This window comes from Fischerella sp. JS2 (assembly GCF_032393985.1).
Lineage (GTDB): Bacteria > Cyanobacteriota > Cyanobacteriia > Cyanobacteriales > Nostocaceae > Fischerella.
Genome location: NZ_CP135918.1, coordinates 345,657 through 363,374, shown reverse-complemented (window position 1 = coordinate 363,374; position 17,718 = coordinate 345,657). Strand labels below are relative to the sequence as shown.

At 40.8% G+C, this 17,718-nt stretch carries 19 protein-coding genes; 11 read left to right on the top strand and 8 right to left on the bottom strand.

The genetic code is table 11. The features are described 5' to 3' along the window. Nucleotides 1-109: 109 nt before the first annotated feature. Nucleotides 110-1,216 (bottom strand): septal ring lytic transglycosylase RlpA family protein, encoded by a 1,107-nt coding sequence (locus RS893_RS01565; protein WP_315789509.1) that lies wholly within the window; start codon nucleotides 1,214-1,216, stop codon nucleotides 110-112. A gap of 1,074 nt (nucleotides 1,217-2,290) precedes the next feature. Here RS893_RS01565 and glsA point away from each other — a divergent pair. Further along, on the top strand, nucleotides 2,291-3,259 hold the full coding sequence (gene glsA / locus RS893_RS01560; protein ID WP_315789508.1) for a glutaminase A: 969 nt from the start codon (nucleotides 2,291-2,293) through the stop codon (nucleotides 3,257-3,259). A gap of 262 nt (nucleotides 3,260-3,521) precedes the next feature. Here the strand turns inward: glsA and RS893_RS01555 are convergent, their stop codons facing one another. Beyond that, complete coding sequence (locus tag RS893_RS01555; protein ID WP_315789507.1) at nucleotides 3,522-5,207, bottom strand: ABC transporter ATP-binding protein; 1,686 nt, start codon at nucleotides 5,205-5,207, stop codon at nucleotides 3,522-3,524. 269 nt (nucleotides 5,208-5,476) lie between these two features. Here RS893_RS01555 and RS893_RS01550 point away from each other — a divergent pair, with 269 nt between their 5' ends. The 3 genes from RS893_RS01550 (at nucleotide 5,477) to RS893_RS01540 (ending at nucleotide 7,962) form a co-directional block, all read left to right on the top strand. After that, nucleotides 5,477-5,851, top strand: a complete 375-nt coding sequence (locus tag RS893_RS01550; protein ID WP_315789506.1) for a cyclic nucleotide-binding domain-containing protein — start codon at nucleotides 5,477-5,479, stop codon at nucleotides 5,849-5,851. Between the two features lie 297 nt (nucleotides 5,852-6,148). Then, nucleotides 6,149-6,679, top strand: coding sequence for a hypothetical protein (locus tag RS893_RS01545; protein ID WP_315789505.1), 531 nt, complete (start codon nucleotides 6,149-6,151; stop codon nucleotides 6,677-6,679). 323 nt (nucleotides 6,680-7,002) lie between these two features. After that, entirely contained in the window at nucleotides 7,003-7,962 is a 960-nt protein-coding gene (locus RS893_RS01540; protein ID WP_396336408.1) for a HEAT repeat domain-containing protein, read from the top strand. A gap of 287 nt (nucleotides 7,963-8,249) precedes the next feature. Here RS893_RS01540 and RS893_RS01535 read toward each other — a convergent pair whose 3' ends face one another. Next, nucleotides 8,250-8,504: a DUF4926 domain-containing protein gene (locus tag RS893_RS01535; protein WP_315789502.1), complete on the bottom strand. Its 255-nt coding sequence runs from the start codon at nucleotides 8,502-8,504 to the stop codon at nucleotides 8,250-8,252. Between the two features lie 113 nt (nucleotides 8,505-8,617). Next, nucleotides 8,618-8,836, bottom strand: coding sequence for a DUF6883 domain-containing protein (locus RS893_RS01530; RefSeq protein ID WP_396336407.1), 219 nt, complete (start codon nucleotides 8,834-8,836; stop codon nucleotides 8,618-8,620). 123 nt (nucleotides 8,837-8,959) lie between these two features. Between RS893_RS01530 and RS893_RS01525 the strand changes: the two genes are divergently transcribed. From RS893_RS01525 to RS893_RS01510, 4 genes are all read left to right on the top strand, one after another. Continuing rightward, nucleotides 8,960-9,682 carry a pyridoxine 5'-phosphate synthase gene (locus RS893_RS01525; protein ID WP_315789499.1) on the top strand — a complete coding sequence of 241 codons (723 nt, stop codon included), beginning with the start codon at nucleotides 8,960-8,962 and terminating at the stop codon, nucleotides 9,680-9,682. A 145-nt stretch (nucleotides 9,683-9,827) separates the two neighbouring features. Further along, nucleotides 9,828-10,526 carry a SnoaL-like polyketide cyclase gene (locus RS893_RS01520; RefSeq protein ID WP_315789498.1) on the top strand — a complete coding sequence of 233 codons (699 nt, stop codon included), beginning with the start codon at nucleotides 9,828-9,830 and terminating at the stop codon, nucleotides 10,524-10,526. An 86-nt stretch (nucleotides 10,527-10,612) separates the two neighbouring features. After that, a complete protein-coding gene (locus tag RS893_RS01515; RefSeq protein WP_315789497.1) occupies nucleotides 10,613-10,942 on the top strand; it encodes an MgPME-cyclase complex family protein in 330 nt (109 codons plus the stop codon). Nucleotides 10,943-11,172: 230 nt separating this feature from the next. Beyond that, a complete protein-coding gene (locus tag RS893_RS01510) occupies nucleotides 11,173-11,859 on the top strand; it encodes a hypothetical protein (protein WP_315789495.1) in 687 nt (228 codons plus the stop codon). Nucleotides 11,860-11,959: 100 nt separating this feature from the next. On the opposite strand, the gene RS893_RS01505 is transcribed toward RS893_RS01510, so the two are convergent. The 3 genes from RS893_RS01505 to folD all read right to left on the bottom strand — a co-directional run bounded on the left by RS893_RS01505 (nucleotide 11,960) and on the right by folD (nucleotide 14,507). After that, entirely contained in the window at nucleotides 11,960-12,418 is a 459-nt protein-coding gene (locus RS893_RS01505) for a divergent PAP2 family protein (RefSeq protein ID WP_009460306.1), read from the bottom strand. 149 nt (nucleotides 12,419-12,567) lie between these two features. Beyond that, the gene (gene crtE / locus RS893_RS01500; RefSeq protein ID WP_315789491.1) at nucleotides 12,568-13,494 is read right to left on the bottom strand and encodes a geranylgeranyl diphosphate synthase CrtE; all 927 of its coding nucleotides are present in this window, start codon (nucleotides 13,492-13,494) and stop codon (nucleotides 12,568-12,570) included. A 128-nt stretch (nucleotides 13,495-13,622) separates the two neighbouring features. Next, nucleotides 13,623-14,507: a bifunctional methylenetetrahydrofolate dehydrogenase/methenyltetrahydrofolate cyclohydrolase FolD gene (gene folD / locus RS893_RS01495; protein WP_315791832.1), complete on the bottom strand. Its 885-nt coding sequence runs from the start codon at nucleotides 14,505-14,507 to the stop codon at nucleotides 13,623-13,625. A 272-nt stretch (nucleotides 14,508-14,779) separates the two neighbouring features. On the opposite strand from folD, the gene RS893_RS01490 reads away from it, so the two are divergent. The 3 genes from RS893_RS01490 to RS893_RS01480 all read left to right on the top strand — a co-directional run bounded on the left by RS893_RS01490 (nucleotide 14,780) and on the right by RS893_RS01480 (nucleotide 16,975). Continuing rightward, entirely contained in the window at nucleotides 14,780-15,313 is a 534-nt protein-coding gene (locus RS893_RS01490; protein ID WP_396336450.1) for a DNA-binding protein, read from the top strand. Nucleotides 15,314-15,347: 34 nt separating this feature from the next. Then, on the top strand, nucleotides 15,348-15,791 hold the full coding sequence (locus tag RS893_RS01485; RefSeq protein WP_315789488.1) for an NUDIX hydrolase: 444 nt from the start codon (nucleotides 15,348-15,350) through the stop codon (nucleotides 15,789-15,791). 92 nt (nucleotides 15,792-15,883) lie between these two features. Then, nucleotides 15,884-16,975 (top strand): AI-2E family transporter, encoded by a 1,092-nt coding sequence (locus RS893_RS01480; RefSeq protein ID WP_315789487.1) that lies wholly within the window; start codon nucleotides 15,884-15,886, stop codon nucleotides 16,973-16,975. Here RS893_RS01480 and urtE read toward each other — a convergent pair. Continuing rightward, complete coding sequence (urtE, locus tag RS893_RS01475) at nucleotides 16,954-17,652, bottom strand: urea ABC transporter ATP-binding subunit UrtE (RefSeq protein WP_315789486.1); 699 nt, start codon at nucleotides 17,650-17,652, stop codon at nucleotides 16,954-16,956. The two genes, RS893_RS01480 and urtE, sit on opposite strands and share 22 nt — an antisense overlap. Nucleotides 17,653-17,718 lie beyond the last annotated feature (66 nt).

Genomic DNA, 17,718 nt, shown 5'->3' with positions numbered 1-17,718 from the left:
TGTTGGTAGTTAATTGTTGATGGTGTTACGACATCCAAACATCAAACAACAAACACCAGACAAAAAATACCAAACAACAAACAACAAACAACACCTAACACTAAACAAACTACCTTCCCAGAACTTCAATTCGTACAGGTGCAATACCGCTACCCATCATACCTAAAACGCGCGCTGCGCCTAAAGAGAGGTCAATAACCCGACCACGAATGTATGGACCTCTGTCATTGATTCGCACAACTACAGACCGACCATTGCGGGTATTGGTCACACGTACTCTTGTTCCAAAAGGTAAGCTGCGGTGAGCAGCTGTCATTCCATTGGGATTGAACCTCTCACCAGTGGCGGTTTTATTACCAGAAAAGTCATGGCCGTAGTAGGAGGCTATGCCTTTGAAAGTGTCTTTCACTTTGACGGCAATCTGATGTGGTAGCTTAGCTGGTAGTGATTCTGGTAAACGCGTAGGTAAGTTAGCGATCTGGTTTATAGGCGATGCGTTGCCTATGAGTCGGCGCAAGCGGTTGGTCACTTGCAATGCATCTTGAGCTGGATCGTTGGTTGTATCCGCTAGTTTTGTATTTTGATCAATCTCTACCAGTTCTTGATTGTTAACCTTGATGACGAAGCGATCGCCAGCTTTTTGTTGACCATTTAGTCTTTTGTTCTGGTCTTGCTTGGATGTTGTAGATGCGTTTGGTGCTTTCCAACTGACGATGATTTTACTAGCGTCTACTTTATTTAAAACTAGCTGGTTAATTTTTGCTGCTACTAAACTTGCCCTTTGAATTGGGTCTTCTGTTTTTGAGCTAGTCTGAGTCGCCAAACTTATGCCTGTCCCATTGGTTGCTGCTATTTGAGTGGGACTGCTGGTATCAAGAGCTTTGGATACCCCGTTGACGTTACCAATTTCACCAACTTTTGTTTCTTGATTGGCAACTGATTTCTGCCCTAAAAAGCTGAGAACGGGAATATCGCGGATATAGAGCGTTGCCACTGGGCGACCCGCTACTTGGTGTGTGTGAATCTTGGCGATCACAGCACCTGAAGCAGGGTTCGCTGTTGGGGATTGGTATTCTCCTACCTTTTCCACATCACCTGAAGGCAGAAGTGGTGAGCTTGGAGCAGTTTTCTTAGCTGTTTCTGTACGTCCAACTAAGGGCATCCCCAAAACTGTGCTACACACAGCGACAACAGTCCACAAATGTTTTTGATTCATGCGTCCGAATATTAAAGCTACTGAAGAACGGATACTTTACAGCTCGTGGGTTAGGCATTTAATGAAAATTACCTTCTCCAACAATCGAACTCGTTCCGCTTTCACTTTTTGCTATTAACTGCAACAGATTAACACGAACCTTTGAACTTGGGGATCAGGGTTTTAGCGTAAGACTAGGTAAATTTATCAGAATTAAATTAGTATTTCAAGGTCAAAACCTTTCTCAAAAGCGGATTTTAGCGATGTAACAGTTTTTTTTATTGTTTAGAAATTTTATTAAGAAAACTTGACACGATTTGGTATTCAAATCAATTAAATTGCATATGGGCTTGCCTAAAAAGCTCATTAATGTTATTTAGTTTCTCAAAAATCTGCTTCTCCCATAAATATACTTACAATAAGTAGATATACTTAAGATAAAAAATTATAATTTTTTATAAACTTTAAGTTATCTTTATAACATTTTTTCAGTAGTATTTGCCAATAGCTCATCAAAGGGTAACAATTAGGGGATCGCTGATAATAAAGTCGATATATAGAAGAAGTATTACAGTTATTTTGATATTGACTATCTTTTAATAAATGTGATTTTTGCAACAAGTATCTGGATACACTGAATTATTCAAACGCGGCAGATATGTAGTAAATTAATTTACATATATAGTGGAATATAGAACTGGAAAGTAGTTCCAGTTGCATGAAATATTTTTTACAATAAAAGAAAAAATAATTTTTGAAAAAATTAACCAGATTTGCTGGTGGTATACGAATAATTTGTAACTGCGGCAAAGAAACTTAATATCTTGCTTTGGGTAGTTGAGAACGAGTTATTTTTCAAACTGAGTTGTTAATGGAACAGTGAAGGGTGTAGACACCCTTTGGACTGCTTCTCCAAGGATAGAGTGAAAAATAGCCCACAGATAAACCTAACTGCTTGGCGTAAAAGACGCAGCAAACGCCTAACAATAAACAGTTTTGATCTATATACCTTCTATCTATATGTCCATCAAAAAATAAAAGTGTTTGATCTGATTTTCTTCTAATTTCATCCTTCAGACTTTTGTACTTAGCTTCATGACAAACCAAGAAGAACTAGCAAAAAATCCATCTTCACTACAAGCTTTTATTGATGATTTGTATTCTAAATACGAGTCATTACAGGATGGAGCAGTTGCGAACTACATCCCAGAATTAGCCAAGGTAGACCCGGAGTTGTTCGCCATCAGCATCGTTAATGTGAACGGTGAAATTTACGAAGTTGGGGATTATCAGCAGCTGTTTACGATTCAATCGATATCAAAGGTGTTTGCATACGGACTCGCTCTTATGGATCATGGGCGAGATTATATATTGACCAGGGTAGGTGTAGAGCCAACAGGAGATGCATTTAACGCCATTGTCCTTGACGAACAATCCAAACGACCCTACAACCCAATGGTTAATGCAGGAGCGATCGCTACTACTAGTTTGATCAAAGGGTCGGACGCAACCGAACGTTTAAACCGGATGTTGAATATGTTCCAGAAATACATCGGACATGACGTATTTGTTGATATCTCAGTATTCACCTCAGAACGCACCACCGGACACCGTAACCGGGCGATGGCGCATCTGATGCTCAACTTTGGCATGATTGACAAACCTATTGATGAAGCGTTGGATCTGTACTTCCAGCAGTGTGCTGTGATGGTCAATTGCCATGATTTAGCGGTAATGGCGGCGACATTAGCTCACAAGGGTGTCAATCCCATCACCAATGAACAAGCGATAAAAAGCTGTTATGTCAAAGACATTCTGAGTGTCATGTACACCTGTGGGATGTATAACTTTGCTGGGGAATGGGCATACAAAGTTGGTATTCCTGCTAAAAGTGGTATCTCTGGTGGAATTATTGCCGTAGTACCCAACAAGATGGGAATTGCAGTATTTTCACCACGCCTAGATGCACGCGGTAACAGCGTCCGGGGAGTCAAAGTGTGCGAGGAACTGTCTCAACGTTTAGGTTTGCATTTGTTTGAGTGTTCGCCGTTTGTCAATAGTTAATAGTCAATTGTCAATTGTCATTAGTCAATTGTTGGTTGTTAGTGGGTAGAGACGCGAGGAACATCACGTCTGTACATTAGTAGTTAGTAGTTAGTAGTTAGTGGTTATTTACTCCACCCTTACCTTAAGCCGCTACGCGTCTACACACCCCACCCTTACCTTAAGCCGCGCAGGGCGCATGGCAGGTGACGCCTCTTTCTTTATGCCGGGAGAAGAGTCCACCGCAGTGGCTCGTCTACACACTCCCCCACTCCTTATTCCCTTATGCTCTCGCCAACAAAGGCGCAGCAGCAAGAAGAGTTTGCGTATAGGGGTGTTGCGGGTTGGCAAAAATTTCTTTAGTGGGGCCCATTTCAACAATCTTGCCACTATTCATAACAGCAATACGATCGCACAAGAATCTCGCCAACCATAAATCATGAGTAATAAATAAATACGTTAAATCAAATTCTTCTTTCAACTCCAGCATCAAATCCAATACTTGTGACTGTACGCTAGCATCTAACATGCTCACGGGTTCATCACAAATTAAAAGTTTAGGATGAGTGATTAAAGCACGAGCAATTGCGACTCGTTGCTGCTGTCCTCCTGATAAATCCGAGGGATAACGCTGATAATAAACTTCCGGTGGTTGTAACCCAACTTTTGCCAACATCTGCAAAACCTGCTGTTTTGCTGCTTCAGGAGTTACCAGCTGGTGAATTAATAACGGGTCAGCGATGCTCTGTCCTACAGTCATTGCTGGATTGAGACAAGCATGGGGGTCTTGAAAGACCATTTGCATTTGCCGCCGTTGCAGACGAATTTCTTGCCGAGATAGGTTAGTAATGTCTTTGCCAAGAAACTCAACTTTGCCAGCACTAGGACGAATTAGTTGCAAAATAGTTCGCGATAACGTACTTTTACCACAACCAGACTCCCCGACTAATCCTAAAATCTCTCCTGGATAGAGTTCTAGGTTAATGCCATCAACTGCTTTGATAGTTTGACCTGGCCCTTTAAATATGCGTTCGACAAAATTAGGCTCGATTGTATAGTGCTGCTTTAGGTCTACAACACGTAGAATCGGGGATTGGTCTTTCGAGATGGGCGATTGGGAATCAGGAAAAGACAAAGGAGAAATTTCCCCTTGTCCCCAGTCTTCAGTCCCTTCCACTGCCTGAATATGCAAAGCTGCTTGGAGGAGCGATCGCGTGTATTCGTGTTGGGGATGCCGAAATACGGATTCTGTAGCACCCATTTCTACTATTTTGCCGTTATACATAACGCCAATGCGATCGCAATACTCTGCCACCATTGCTAAATCATGGGAAATAAGCAATAGGGCCATGTTTTCTTCGGCACACAATCGAGTGAGTTCCTGCAAAATCTGGGCTGAGACAGTGACATCTAAGCTGGTGGTGGGTTCATCGGCAACTATCAGCTTTGGTTGCAACAATAAAGCTAAGGCAATTGCTACCCGTTGCCGCATTCCACCGCTAAACTCATGAGGATACTGATTCCAGCGAGTAGCTGGTATATTAACCTTTTCTAAAGTGGCGATCGCTTTTTCTTTCGCTGCTTTGGCTGATAATTGGGGTGAGTGTGCCTTGAGCGTTTCAATACAGTGGTTGCCAATCGTCATTAGTGGATCGAGGCGCGTCATTGGGTCTTGAAAGATTAACGCCACTGCCTCTCCTCGGAATTTTTGCATCTGCAATGGTGTTAAATCAAACACAGACTGTCCTTGAAATGTTACTTGTCCCTCAATCCGAGTAGATGGTGGTAGCAATCGCATTGCAGCCCTTCCCAAAGTTGACTTACCACACCCAGACTCTCCTACCAATCCCATTTTTTCACCTGGTTGAAGGCTGAAAGATACATCATCAACAGCCCATTGAGTCTTTTCGTCACTACGGTGAGGATAGGCAACCCGCAAATTTTCAATAGAGAATAGGGTATCACTCATATGATTTAGCTATCACCAATTCTATCAAGTTCAGATAATTGTTTACAGAGAAAGGCAGAAGGCAGAAGGTTTTGGACATCGGGCATGGGAAAAAACATCAGTATCTTAATTACCAATTACCAATTACCCATTTTTATTTGTTAATGTCTACCGACCTGATTGCAGACAATGTATCAAAATTATTATTAGAGTGTGAAATTTTATTTATAAAATCTATCAAATAAAGCACACTATAATTTAAATTTCTTTGGAAGTGGGGTGACAAAACTATGTTAGAGCCTGTACAAACTATTACAATTTTTCAAAAACAACCTGGTCCCGTCATATTTTCACCCGGTCAAGTCATCTTCCAGGAAGGACAAACAGGAGATTGTATGTATGGTGTCGTAGAAGGAGAAGTAGATTTATTAGTTAATGGTAGGGTTGTAGAGACTATAGAAGCAGGAAATGTTTTTGGTACGGGAGTGCTGATTGGTATTAAAAACAGAACTTATACAGCGATCGCGAAAACAGACTGTAAGCTAGCTTTTTTAGATCAGGCAAGGTTTCTGTTCGCTGTTCAGGAAACCCCTGTGTTTGCAATTGAGGTAATCAGGAATTACTCGGAGCGTTTGAATCGTTTACGGCAACAAGAGATACAGTAAGTGAATAACTCTAGGGCATGAGTGCAACTCGCGCTAGCAATACAAACTCAGTTTTCTTGATATAGTGTTTGTTTTTCATGTCAAGACGAATACTGTAGGCAATGCTCGATAATTAAATCTGCTTCATCTTCATCTAATAGTTTTGGTGCTTTTTGCCAGTTACGGAAATTTCTACATCCAACAGGGCGATCACACATCCAGCTAAGATAACTTTCCAGTCATATTGATAATATGAAAGTCTCAGTTAACTTTAAAACTGTCTTTTATTCAAAATCTCAATCCAGAATTGATTAAAAAATGCTCATATCTGCTGATACGCGGATTTCTTTTCCACTCTCCCTTGTCTACGCTACCTATCGGGATAAGCTAATTGAACTTGTTCCCTACATGCCAAACGTGCGTCAAATTGAGGTGAAATCTCGTCGAGAGGAAGATAAACGAGTTTACAGTATTAACGAATGGCATGGAGGCGGAGACATTCCATTGGCAGCAAGAGCTATACTCAGTGAAGATATGCTCTCTTGGACAGAATACAATACCTGGAACGAAGCTGAGTTTTTGGTGGAGTGGCAAATTAAAACTCACGCTTTTACCGAAGCGGTTCACTGTGCAGGTAAGAACCGCTTTATTGCAGATGGGAATGCCACAGTTATTAAGAGTCGTGGCGAACTTATAATTGACTCCAAGCAAATCAAAGGTGTACCCTGGTTCATCGCGACTAAAGTCGCCAATATAGTTGAAGATTTTCTCAGCAAAAAGGTTGAACCGAATCTATTGCAAATGAGTGAAGGAGTGCGTCAGTATCTGGAAAAACAGACAAAAGGCTAAAAATATTAATTGAGGTAGGGGGGAGGTGGGGAGATGGGGAGATGGGGAGAAATATTTTACCCTATTTCCTGAGTACATAAGCCCATCTACAGAGGCTGTTAAAGGTAATAAATAATACATCTATATTCTATTATTTAATTCTGTGAGGATCATCGCTAAACCCTCTTGGAAAAAGGTTATTTTCAAAAACAGATCACCCTTGCCAACTATATTGAAAATACTGATGTAAAAATTTTTCTCAAAATAATAATTAACATTTTGTTCTGTCTGAAGTTATCGTGGTATCCATGAATTCCACATATATTCTGACTGAAATTTAGTATATGAGGCTATGCCGTTATTCAATTGTGCTGAGTATCTGTTTTACTTACCCGAGTTTGGGCTATGGTTCCCCAAGTACAGCAACACAAAACCTTGAAAGATGGGGCAATGGGGTGATGGCAAGAAAGATTTCATCTCACCACCCCACTCCATCGCTCAAAGTGTTACATTTGAACACAACTTGGTATAAAAATATTTTTGCCAGCCCTAACCCAGAATCCACTACAAATAACAAGCAATCAAAAGAGTACGACTTAATGTGGTGGTTTGTAGTGGCGAGCGCGATTTTGGGAGCTACTGGTGCATTGTTATTTTTAATAAAATTATTGGGCAGCAGCAAAAAAGTTATACCTAGCAAAAGCGATATTTTGTCTTTGGAAGGCTCCACTGATATAGATTCCCAACAACAGATACAGCCCCCACAAGAATTAAATACCACTCTACAAGTATCTACCACATCACAAACAGTAAAATTACTGCCACCATCTCCAATAGAAAACACTTCCCGCCTAGCCAAAGCCAATATTGTTGAAGAATTAATTCAAGATTTAAGCAGTCGTGATCCTATTAAGCGACGCAAAGCGATTTGGGGTTTAGGGCAACAAGGAGACTCCCGAGCGATTCAACCGTTGGTAGATTTAATGATTGATGCCGATTCACAACAGCGGAGTCTAATTTTGGCTGCCTTAGCAGAAATTGGCATCAGCACACTTAAACCGATGAATAACGCTTTGGCTATTTCTCTACGAGATCAAAGCCCACAGGTACGGCAAAATGCTATTCGTGACCTGACTCGTGTTTATGACATGATGGCTCAAATTAGCCAGATTTTATGTCATGCAGTGCAAGATTCCGATCCTGATGTTCAAGCAACAGCACGATACGCCCTTGCACAAATGAATCGCATTCGGGGTTTGCCATCTCAGGATGGCATGTCGGATAATTCGTCGTCAATTAAATAACATAGTTAGTAGTGATGGCTTTAGACCTTGTAGGAAAGTTGTTGAGGTCTAAAGCCGTTATTGATGGATCTACGTTTTGATTAAATGATTTAGAAAAAGCTTCAAAAATAATTAATCGAAGTTCAAGTTTTGCAGTCGAAGGTGCAACAGGAAAAATTTAGTTTTCATCAGGCGATCACAGTGACAATCCCATCTTCTTAGTCAAAGTTCAACCAAAACCTGGCACTGATCAATATGAGTTTGTACGTGCTGATTAAACCTTAAATTGTTCTGTTGCACTAAAAAACTTAGGCAACTGCCAAATCATAGTGCAAAACAAAAAGTTCATCTGCTTTCAATATAGCCATTGCATATTCACACCCTTGAGTGTCAGCAAATTCAACTAAATAATGACAATCTTCTTCATACACTTCTACAATTGTTCCCACTTGTCCTCTTGGCAGACTTTCAATAGCAGTGTCATCTGCTTCCACTAAGGTTAATTGCTCAATAGAAACAGGGTTTAGAGTAGCGACAGTATCCAAAAGTTTAAGTTTTGTCATTATAATTTGAGAAATGCAGTGAGCAAGCGTGGATTTGGATTTTTCGAGGTAATTTCCCAGATTGTACGCAGTCGTATTCCATCTGTATTGGGTACTATCCGATCTACCTTAAACTATTGATCGAATGCAGTGCTATTTTGCTGGATAACTTCACCTTCAATAGCTGCTGTTTGCACAAACTGTCGTAAAATTTCAGCATTTTCACCTGTAATTCCTAAAACCGAAGCGAAAACTCTAGCTTTAGACTTTCCACTAGGATGTTCAGGGTTTAAACAGTAATCTGTTAACTTTTGCATAAAGATTTCTGCTTGCTCCCCATTCAGTAATTTCATTGTTTACAAGATGTCTGAATTACAGAATAGAGATTTTATCAGGCGATCGCATCCTCGACTAACTACCGAACCAGTATTTCCGCTAGAATCATCTCTGGACTGTGGATTAGGGAGAGACTAGGGTTGCCGACACTTGGTGTAAATATTGACCATATTGCCACTATCCGGCAAGCGCGACGGACGGTGGAACCAGACCCAATCGCAGGGGCAGTATTGGCAGAGTTAGGTGGTGCAGATGGCATTACTGTCCATCTGCGAGAAGACAGACGACATATCCAAGAACGGGATGTGCGTTTATTGCGACAGATAGTCAGAACACATTTGAATTTGGAAATGGCGGCTACAGATGAAATGGTAGCTATAGCCCTCGATATCAAACCAGACTATGTGACTTTAGTTCCTGAACGACGGGAAGAAGTGACTACAGAAGGTGGATTGGATGTCGCAGGTCAGATTAATAGAATTGGAGAGGTTGTTGATCAACTACAGAGTGCTGACATTCCAGTAAGTCTGTTTATTGATGCAGAATCAGCACAAATAGAAGCATCTCGGACGCTGCAAGCAAAATTTATTGAATTGCACACTGGTCGATATGCTGAGGCGAAAAATGAAACTAGTCGTCAACAAGAATTAGACCTGTTGGCAGCTGGCTGTGAACAAGCAATCAAAGCCGGATTGCGAATCAACGCTGGTCATGGACTCACCTACTGGAACGTCCACCCCGTTGCTTGTCTTCCTGGTATGGAAGAACTGAATATAGGTCATACCATCATCAGTCGGGCTGTATTGGTAGGTATGGAAAGAGCAGTTCAGGAAATGAAATTAGCTATGCGCGGGAATCAGTAAACAGTGAACTGTTATTAGTTATCATTTACTCTTGACTGATTAACTGGTAACTGGTAATTGAATAAATAGGAAAAGTTTCTGCGAAATCTAAAAATTTAATGGTATTTGCGGTTACAGCAAGTCAACTTTGAAACCAAGGAATTTTATGAGCGCAACACAACCTCAAGACCTTCCGCTTTGGGTACAAGACCGGGATACAGTAATTGCACAAAGCAAAAATGCCCAATGGCGTTACGGTGCCCCTCCTGATTATTCTGATTCAAAAGCAGGCTTAGCCCAGGAGAGCAAGTGCCGCCATTTAGAAGGTTCTCTGGAAGCGATCGTGCAAAACTTAGTCCGAACTTTTGAGATGGAGGTTTCGTTTAAAAGTAATCCCCAAGAGTGGTTATCTGTTGTACAAGACAAGTTTCGCATGAGTAGTAACGGAGGTCAGGCCTACACTGCCGAAGATGTGTTTGCGTCTGGAACTTATAATCTATTCATCGGTGATATAGATAATTACAAAGCTTCTGAGGAAACCTTTGAATCTTCAGGTCAGCTTTTTAAGACTGCGTTTCCAAAAGGATTTTTGTGGGAAGTGCTGGAGGTTTATTCAGGACCACCTAACGTTACATTTAAGTGGCGTCATTGGGGAACTTTCAATGGTCCATACAAAGACCATGCACCCACAGGGGAAACAGTGGAGATAGTGGGCATGAGTGTTGCTCGTGTTACTGATGAGTTGAAAATTCTCTCTGTTGAACATTATTTTGATAATAGCGAATTTTTTAATAGGCTCACAAGTGGCAGTAAACAGACTCATGATGAACAAACAGGCAATACTTCTTGTCCTTTTGCGTCGTAGTTAAAGAGGCTAAAACTGAGATAATTTTCAAGGACATAGTAGATAATACTATGTCCTCATCTTAGCTACTTAAGTAAAGAAAGAAAATGAAAACATACTATTACGTTTTGGCAAGTCAACACTTTTTGTTAGAAGAAGAACCAATGGAAGAAGTGTTGCGAGAACGTACTCGTCACTACCACGAACAAGAAAAGGAAATTGATTTTTGGGTAGTGAAACAACCTGCTTTTCTGGAATCTCCTCAGATGGCACAAGTAAAGGCAAAGTGTCCGCAACCAGCAGTGGCAATCATTTCTACCAATCCTCAATTTATTACTTGGTTAAAACTGCGCCTAGAATACGTCCTCACAGGAGAATTTCAAGCCCCTAGTGAAAGTATCCCCAATCCTTTGGCATCTCTTGCCAGTGTATCTTAGGGTCGGGGATCGGGGAGTGTGAGGTGAGGGGGAACTCACCGGCCCCTGGTGGGGATTAGGGGCAGTGGGGAGTATGAGGAGTATGAGGAGTGGGCATTGAGTATTGAAAATTACCAACCACTAACTACTAACTCTTTACCCATTACCTAACTCCTCTATCTAGAAAATATATGGAACAAATATATGTATTTTTTATCAAAGATGGTGGATAATACTGTGAATTTATTTTTATGTCTAAACCAGTGGTGTATAAATTTCAGAATTCACCAAATATTTTACTAAGTAGTTTCACACTAGCGATCGCCTCGTTTGCTTCCTTCACCTGTTTGGTCGCTGGGATCAATACTGCTTTTGCCCAACAGCAAAAAACTCCCGTTTGTCAACCTCCCAATCCTGGCGAATATGTATTGTTGATAATCAGTCCAACCCAAGATAGTCGAAATCAACTACATCGGGCCTTACCTTCTGAACTTAAGACTACAAACTGTAGATATCTCAACGATATAGTCACTAGAATCGGCGGATTTACTAGAATTGATGATGCCAACCGTTGGGCTAGGTATGTCAACAGCATCGCGGGTTTGTCTGCTATTATTACCACTCGACCAGCAGACGTAGCAGTAGCACCGACTCAAACACTTAGGTTTCAACCTCAACGTTTGGGAAATGGTTTCGCCGTCTTAGTAGATTATTTCAACCGTCCAGAACTGGCAAATCAAGTTAAACAAGCAGTGGGAGGCGATGTGGGTTTTGCAGCTTATGGACAACGCCATTACTTATTAGCGTCCTATACAACTAATCAAAAAGATGCATACAGCACATTAAAAAAACTCTCAGAACGAGGTTTTTTTGCTGTGATTGTGGACAGTAGTAAAGTGATGCTGTTGCGATCGGCAGTGAACATACCACAAAATTAAATTGGTCAATAGTCATTGGTCATTGGTTAACAACTACTAACCACTAACTACTAATGTACAGACGCGAGGAACATCGCGTCTCTACCCACTAACCAACAACTCAATTATAGGCATAACTAGCTAACCAAGAGATGGTGATACCTAATGCTGAGCCTGCTATCACCTGAAATGGTGTATGTCCTAACAATTCCTTGAGGCGATCGCCTGTAAACTCTGGGTGTTCGTGAAACAATTCATCAATCATTTGGTTGAGAATACGAGCTTGTTTGCCAGCAGCTTGACGGACTCCAGCTGCATCGTACATGACAATAATCGCAAATACTGTGGCAAGGGCAAATTCAGCAGAAGCCCAGCCATGAGTTTGCCCCACGCCAACTGCTAAAGCCGTAACCAGAGCTGAATGAGCGCTGGGCATACCTCCAGTTGTGACTAAGACACTTACATTTAATTTCCGATTCTTGACTAGTTCAATGATAAGCTTCAAAGCTTGAGCCATTAAACAAGCTACTAGAGCAACCACCAGCACCCGGTTGTCTAAAATGTTACCTATATCCTGCATGGTATTTTGGTCAGGTTAATAACAGTGAGCAGCAGTTGTGTATGAGGAAGTAATAGATGCAACCAAAAATCCACAATTAACCCAGTGCTGTTTAGCAGAAAATCAGTAAACAGTCAACCAATAACTGATAACTGTTAACTGATAACTGCTTAATGACTACGACTGGTAATAAAGTGAGCTAGTGCCACCAATGGTTCTGCCGCTTTCCCAAACGGTTCTAATTCTGCACAAGCAGACTCAATTAGCTGTTGGGCTTGTTTTTGAGATTTTTCAATTCCCCAGAGGCTTGGATAAGTTACTTTTTTGGCTTTTTGATCTTTGCCCACAGTTTTTCCTAGCTGCTCTTGTGTAGAGGTGATATCTAAGATGTCATCAATAATCTGGAAGGCTAGCCCAATATTCTTGGCGTAGCGAGAGAGTCTTTTTAAATTGTCTTGTGATGTCCCTGCCAAAATTCCACCACAAACTACACTAGCTTCTAAAAGCGCTCCTGTTTTATGGTTATGAATAAAATCCAATGTTTCTGAAGAAATATCTAATTTTCCTTCTGATTCTAAATCGAGTACTTGACCACCCACCAAACCAGCAGCGCCTACTGCACGCCCTAGATGAGCGACTACTCGCAATAATCGCTCTGCTGGCACGTCTTTAGTGTTCTCCGCTACATATTCAAAAGCGTAAGCTAACAAGCCATCTCCAGCCAAAATAGCGATATCTTCGCCATATACCTTGTGATTGGTGAGTTTACCACGACGATAATCATCATTATCCATTGCTGGCAAGTCATCGTGAATCAAAGACATGGTGTGAATCATCTCTAATGCACACGCGGTTGGCATAGCCATGATGATGTTTCCACCAGTCATTTCACAAGTAGCAAGGCAAATAATGGGGCGCAAGCGCTTACCTCCAGCTAAAAGCGAGTAGCGCATTGCTTCATAAATTTTTTCTGGATAACGTACGGAAATAGCCTGTTCCAAAGCTACTTCACATAGCTTTTGTCGTTCTTTTAAATAGGTAATGAGGTCAAAATTTGCTTTTCCTGGAGTTTGTTTCAGGTTATCCGTTGTTACCATCCTTAATTTCCTTAAATTTCTGTTATTTAAGTAACAATTTTAAGGGAAAGAGTCATTGGTCAATGGTCATTAGTCAATGGTCAATAGTTTTTCACAAATGACAATAGACAAATGACAATGGACAATCATCACTCTTTAGTTTTCAAGCGTTGGCTATAGCTATTCACTGTATTTTGCAACAACATAGCTACAGTCATAGGGCCAACACCGCCAGGTACTGGGGTGAGGAATTCTGCCACATGGGCAACTGATTCAAATTGGACATCTCCGACTAAGCGGCTGTTGCCACTGTCATCGGTGACACGATTTATCCCCACATCTACCACAACAGCGCCTGGTTTAACCATCTCGGCCGTAATTATTTCTGGACGACCAACAGCCGCTATTAAAATATCAGCGTTTTTGGTTATCGCTGGGAGATCCTGTGATCGCGAATGGGCAATTGTCACTGTTGCATCAGCCTCTAAGAGCATCAATGCCAATGGTTTACCCACCAAAATACTACGTCCTACCACTACCGCTTGTTTAGAGCGCAAGGAAATTTCATATTCTTGCAACAGACGCATAACTCCTGCTGGTGTACAGCTACGCAAACCAGGTTCACCCCGCACTAATTTTCCTAAATTTACTGGGTGTAATCCATCGGCGTCTTTATCGGGATCAATTTGGTGTAATAAAGAAATAGCATCTAGATGATTGGGTAGGGGCAATTGCACGAGAATACCATCTACCCGTTCATCTTGGTTAAGGTAATGAATAACTTCTTCTAGTTCGGCTTGAGTGGTTTGTGTGGGAAAATGCTTACCAAAAGAAGCCATACCGATTTTTGCACAGGCTCTTTCTTTCCCGCGCACATAGGCAGCAGAGGCTGGGTTATCTCCCACCATTAGTACTGCTAAACCAGGCGGGCGTTCTATGTGGGGTTGTAATCTGGTAATAGTAGCAGACAATTCTTGCTGAATTTTTGTAGCTAGGGCTTTACCATCAAGCAGTTTAGCAGTGTTTGTTTCCATCAGAAAATTAACAGAAATACGCTCTTTTTGGGTGTCGCTGTCTGATGCTGTAGCGCTTTTCAAACAGCATTTGCCATAGGGAACGGGGAACAGGAAGGAGATGAATATCTGTTTTAATCTTTTACCCATTACCCATTTTCTCAGATTGGTTGCTTCAATTGAGAGTGTATTTTGAGTAGTGAAGAACATAGGTAGACTGAAGGGGAACTGACTCTTTGCAAATAGCGACAGATCAACCACTGATGCCAAAATTTCCCCAAAAGGTATCTTTTATGCTACAAGCACATAGATTTTACATTAATTTCAAAAAAGAATGTAATAAATGGATTGACAAAACTCAGGTTTACAAATTGATTTCCAATCCAAAGTCACGCTACATGCTACAACTTTGGGAACCGAAGCAACGCAGTGGTTCTAATATCCAAAATTCAAAATCTTATTACCTTCCTTCCACAGTTTTTTATTTGTGCTTAACTTACTTTCTCATGGCGGGATTAGTAAGTTGTAGTAATTTCAGCTTTTCTGGGATCAACGCTCTTGGTGCAAATGTGACTCCAATTCGAGAACTGCGATCGCAACCAGATAGCAATATAACAGTATACATCCAAGGCAAGGTTGAAAAAATTGCTCCCCTCTTGCAACGACGAGCATATCTAGTAAAAGACGATACTGGTAAAATTTGGGCTATAACTAATCAAACTAATTTACTAGTTGGAGATCAAGTAGTCATTAAAGGTCAAATTCGCTACCGAAGCATTCCGATTGCAGGCAAAGAATATGGGGAAGTGTATTTAGAAGAAAAGTAATAATAATAACGTCACACTATCCCAAGCAAAATTTATGAGTAAGCAACCAATGCATGTAGCGATCGCGATTCTCTACCAAAAAGACAAATTTCTCATGCAACTGCGCGATAACATCCCCAATATTCTCTACCCTGGTTACTGGGGACTGTTTGGCGGACATATCGAACTTGGTGAAACCCCAGACGTAGCAGTGAAGCGAGAAATTTTAGAAGAAATTGGCTACAATCTACCACCAACAGTGTCTGAGTTTGGTTGTTACGACGATAACTCTGTTGTACGTCATGTTTTCCAAGCACCACTATTAGTGGAATTAAATCAACTTGTTCTCAATGAAGGTTGGGATATGGGTTTAGTAACACCGGATGAAATTCACCAAGGACAATGTTATTCCAAAATCGCAAGGGAAGTCCGTCCTCTTGGACCAGTGCATCAGCGAATTTTGTTAGATTTTATAGGACATAGAATGGTTAATGGTTAGTGCTTAGTGGATAGTGGGGAGATGGGGAGTAGTAAGTCATGAGCCACTAACAACTAACAACCAACAACCAACAACTAATATAACAATTCCCAATGTCAGCAAATCAACTTCCGCGATGGTTAACCTTAGCTTTAGCATTTCCTTTGCTCATCTTAAATGCTTGGGTATTGCTTCAGGTAATTAATTATTTTCAACCGTTGGTCAGCATTGTTGTCGCTGCTATTTTATTAGCTTTTATTCTGGATTATCCAATCCGATTTCTGCAAGGAAGAGGAGTACAACGTAATCTTGCCATTGCCGGAGTACTTCTTTTGGCTGTACTAATATTGGTAGCTGTAGGTATTACTTTAGTACCACTCATCATACAACAACTCAATGAACTTGCTAATATTTTACCCACATGGATAGATTCGGGTAGCCAACAACTACAAGCTTTACAAAATTGGGCAACAACTGAACAACTACCAGTTAATTTAAGTGGTTTAATACCCCAATTTCTCGATAGAATATCCAATCAAATTCAAAATTTTACGGGTAGGATATTAGGCTTTGCTTTAGATACTATTGGTAGCTTAGTTAATGTTCTGCTAACAGTGGTACTAACTTTCTATTTAGTTTTAAATGGAGAACACCTGTGGGATGGCATGTTTTTGTGGTTTCCATCTCGTGTCGGCTTACAAGTGCGTCACTCATTACGGGAAGATTTTCAAAATTACTTTATAGGTCAGGTGACATTAGCTACTATTTTGGCATCAGGTATTACCCTAGCTTTTTTGGCGCTGCGAGTTCCTTTGAGTCTACTTTTTGGATTGGTAATTGGTTTTTTTGCTTTGTTCCCTTTTGGAACAGGAATAGGTATTACTATAGTAAGTTCTTTAGTGGCATTAAGTAATTTTTGGTTAGGAGTAGAAGTTTTAATTGTAGCAGTAGCGATCGACCAATTTAACTACAATTTTGTTGCTCCTCGCATTCTGAGTAACTTAACTGGTTTGAACCCTGTTTGGGTAGTAATTTCTTTATTAATAGGTGCAAAATTAGGAGGATTACTAGGACTTTTAGTTGCTATTCCTTTAGCAAGCTTTATCAAAAGTGTTGGCGATAATTGGCGTGAAGGAAAATTCAGTACTGCAACCGATGAAGATGTTAAATACAGTTCCGAAATTCAGACAGCCAAAAACCTTTGAATCACTTCCTGACTTAGTTCGCTGGTAGAACCAGAGGCGACAATACCACCTTTTTGCATAGCGTAATAGTAATCGGCTTGGCGGACAAAGTGTAGGTGTTGTTCTACTAATAAAACAGAAATACCTGTAGTGGCAACAATACGGCGGATTGCGGCTTCAATTTCGAGAATAATCGAGGGTTGAATTCCTTCTGTGGGTTCGTCTAATAAAAGTAATTGAGGTTGTCCCATTAAAGCACGAGCGATCGCTAATTGTTGTTGTTGTCCCCCACTTAAATCACCACCCATACGGGAAAGCATTGTTTTCAAAACTGGAAATAGCGTCAAAATTTCTTCGGGAATTTCTTGATTTTTCGCTGGCTTTTTTCTCGCTTCTAAACCCAATAACAGATTTTCCTTGACCGTCAAACGTGGTATAATTTCTCGTCCTTGGGGGACATAACCAATTCCCATTTTTGCTCTTTGGTCGGGAGATTTGGAATTTATTATTGTTTCAGCCAAGGTAATTGTACCACTACGAGGTTTGAGTAAACCTACAATTGTTTTGAGGAGAGTAGTTTTCCCTACACCATTGCGTCCGATGAGACAAACCATTTGTCCATTTGGAACATTTAAATCGACATTACGAAGAATATGACTTTCGCCGTAGTAAACATCAAGATTAGATATTTGCAACATAATTTTGTATTTATTAGGAAGAAGAAACGAACACAGATGCACACAGATGAACACGGATAGCTTATC